The sequence below is a fragment of the Methanobacterium sp. genome, from assembly GCA_030017655.1.
In the GTDB taxonomy this organism is placed as follows: Archaea; Methanobacteriota; Methanobacteria; order Methanobacteriales; family Methanobacteriaceae; genus Methanobacterium_D.
The window spans coordinates 1-3,128 of the sequence record JASEIM010000055.1; the positions used below are offsets into that span (position 1 = coordinate 1).

At 33.7% G+C, this 3,128-nt stretch carries 4 protein-coding genes; all 4 read right to left on the reverse strand.

Features of this window, described 5'->3' with window-relative positions; genetic code table 11:
* Positions 1-428, reverse strand: a 428-nt coding sequence (locus QMD61_11545) for an MBL fold metallo-hydrolase (GenBank protein MDI6725267.1), incomplete at its 3' end; no start/stop codon positions are given.
* Between the two features lie 19 nt (positions 429-447).
* Positions 448-1,266 (reverse strand): EFR1 family ferrodoxin, encoded by an 819-nt coding sequence (locus QMD61_11550; GenBank protein ID MDI6725268.1) that lies wholly within the window; start codon positions 1,264-1,266, stop codon positions 448-450.
* Between the two features lie 20 nt (positions 1,267-1,286).
* A complete protein-coding gene (locus tag QMD61_11555) occupies positions 1,287-1,751 on the reverse strand; it encodes a flavodoxin (GenBank protein MDI6725269.1) in 465 nt (154 codons plus the stop codon).
* Between the two features lie 106 nt (positions 1,752-1,857).
* Positions 1,858-2,727, reverse strand: coding sequence for an EFR1 family ferrodoxin (locus tag QMD61_11560; protein MDI6725270.1), 870 nt, complete (start codon positions 2,725-2,727; stop codon positions 1,858-1,860).
* Positions 2,728-3,128: the final 401 nt, after the last annotated feature.

Consider the following 3,128-nt stretch of genomic DNA (forward strand, 5'->3'; position numbering starts at 1 on the left):
GCCAGGAACAGGTAAAACCCTTCTTGCAAAGGCAGTAGCAAACGAAAGTGATTCTTTCCGAACCGGAATAGGATAGGAGATATCCTTTTAATGATAAAATTGCTCTCTCTGTTCCAGAACATGTCCCCATACTCTACCATTCCTAAATCGTCATGGTGCATGGCTATTTTTGTATTGAACTTTTCACGAAGATATGCTGCATTGCCAGTATGGTCAAAATCCCCATGAGTTATAATGATAAGCTTAAGGTTTCCCGGTTTACACCCTGCATTCTCAAGTTCTTTTTCAAGCTCAAATCGTCTATTTGAAGGGCCTGTATCAATTAAAAAATAATTTTTCCCTGTTTTTACAAGATAGCAATTTACCTCGCCTAATTTAATTATACCTGTTTTAATGGTTAATTTAATGATTTTAATTTCCTGTGGCATGTTTTTGGCTCATTTTAGATCATTTCTGCTCTGCAATATCCTCTTTTGTTGCATATGGATGAGAATACCTTTCATTTTCAGTTGTATATGATTTTAAAAGTCTACTGGACTTGATTTGAACAGAATGTTCAGGGCAATAATTCAGACATGCATGGCAGGAAAAACACTGAACATCCTTCTGCCATACTGGTTTTCCATAAATTATTTTTACTTTTCCAGATAAACAAACCTTTTCACATGTTCCACAACTCTTACATTTTGCATCAGCATAAAACTCAACATTATAGAACCTATTTAGAAACGGGAGAATAAGTGATAGAATTGGAAAAACGGGCACGGACATTTTGAAATCTGTATCCTTTTCTCTGCTTTTTTCCCTGTTTAAAATAATTTTTTGGATAGAATCAAGTTTATTTTGCACCTCCGATTCCATCTTTGCGATTTCTTCTTCAGTTGCTGCTTGCCAGCCTTCAAATTTGGGATCGTTACTGGCCATATTCAACGTGAAAAATGAATCTAAGCGCTTCCCCTTTTTCTTTAAAATATTTTCAATGTCAATAAAAGCCCTGTGCTGGGTGCCAGCCCTCGTTGCAATTGCAAAAATATACTCTGCTGAACTTAAGTCCGGTTTCTTAATAAATTTCACTACAGGAGCAGGGGACATTGCAAGATGGATGGGGAACACAACCCCCACTGTATCTGAGCCGGAATCAATAAAATCTTTATTTAAAAGACTTACAATCGGTATTAATTTTGTTTCTGGGATTCTTTTTTGTAATTCTTTTGCCACATGTAATGAATTTCCAGTTCCTGAAAAATAATAAATTTCAGGCCCCATAATTAAAATCCCTGCCTAAATTAAAATAATGTAGAGAATTTCTGAACTATTTCAGCAATCTTTTGATCGCGCTGTTTGTTCCAGACAATAATACCTGTTCCCATGATTATTCCACCTTTAGACTGACAAATTTTCTTCATCTGGCCAATTGCACGGGTTCCACCTGTCCAATCAAATCGTAAGCCCTTTGTAACATAAAGAGCTATTTTCTTATCCTGAACTGATGGAATTTGCTCCAAATATACTCTCATTGCTGGTGCAAGGGAAAATGCATGCACTGGACTGCCGAAAATTAATGCATCATATGGGCTTACATCTGGCGGATTTTCGAGTTCTATATTTTTACCTTCAGGCCTGTCTCCGCCGACCATACTCACCCTTCTGATTTCTACATCATGTCCGGCTTCTATAAGCTTATCGTGGAGCTTCTGGGCAACAGAATACGTATTATTCGTTATTGAATGGACTATAATTCCTATTTTCATGATATGCCCTCCATTTATAGTTTTTATAATTTGATTTTCAATTATTACTTTATTTACATTAATTATAGTATAACTACATTATAATTTCTATTATAAGTTCATGTAATCATCCATCAATCTGCCTCAACATATCCAAGAGCTTAACATCAGGATGATGATATCTTACCGTTTTTGTTAATTCACTGCTTTTAATTGCCCCTTCTCGACACCAGTGAAAGCATGTGAGGCAAAATTCGCAGTGATGCTGCCATTCAGCCTTACCATCAACAATTTTAATATTTTTTACAGGACAAATTCTGGAGCAATTGCTGCAGCCAATGCAGTTCTCATCTGTATAAAAACTATTGTCCATTAGTGGTAAGATTTCCTCATATGATCGGCTTGAAGAGCTTGAATATCTCTTTAAACTGTTCAAAGTTAAAGGTTTAAACAAAAACATAAGCGGGGTGAAAATTATTTTGATTAATATAAATGCTTTACCAACTATTATATTGGGTAAATCAAATTTACCCTCTTTTCTGACATTAATATGTTTATATACGGTTTCCATATTTTCTTTCCAGACATGGAACATTTTTTGCTGTTTTTGTTTGCTATTAATGGTAGATCTTGCCATGTTATTGGGCATATTCACCATAAATCCTGCAGCCAATTTACCGCCCCGCGACTCAATAAGTTTATCTACAAATTTTAATGAGTTAAATGGTCCGCTTCCATAAGTACAGATGGCAAATATATACTTGGAGTTAATATTTTCTAATTTATTGATAAATCTCCTGACTATAAGTGGAACGCCACCGTAAGGGGCGTAATAAATTGGGAAAACAATTCCAATCACATCTGCATCAGTTTTTAGGGTTTCTTTATCCATCAAGGAAGCTATGGATATCAATTTTCCACTTGTTTTTTCTGCAATATCCCTTGCAACTGCCAGTGAATTACCAGTTCCTGAAAAATAATAGATTTCCGTACTCATAATAAGATCCTCTTAGTATCATTATTTGAAAATTGACATTTACCTGAAAATTAATCATTATATGGCCTCTAAATCTTAAAAACGTTTCATAAGAATTGTTAATCTCATTTCCTGAATTTATTATAAAATTTAGATATATTTCTAATTTATTATATACAATTTAATGCTATTTCCAGTTTTTAATCTTCATATATTCCATCAAATAATAAATATTGATACTATTAAACTAATTAAACACGGAAAATCATTGATATGAAACTTACCCTTTATAAATAGTTCTATTATTTAATCTGATTTCAATATCAATTTATGTCATCGGTGATTATATTATCTTGGGTTTAGGATTAATCTATGCTATAATTTATCTTATTTACTGTTTTTTCCCAGATATTCGTCTTTTA

Coding starts and splice junctions, on each gene's coding strand:
- QMD61_11550 (MDI6725268.1), bottom strand. CDS start 1,266: ATGGGGCCTGAAATTTATTATTTTTCAGGAACTGGAAATTCATTACAT.
- QMD61_11560 (MDI6725270.1), bottom strand. CDS start 2,727: ATGAGTACGGAAATCTATTATTTTTCAGGAACTGGTAATTCACTGGCA.
- QMD61_11555 (MDI6725269.1), bottom strand. CDS start 1,751: ATGAAAATAGGAATTATAGTCCATTCAATAACGAATAATACGTATTCT.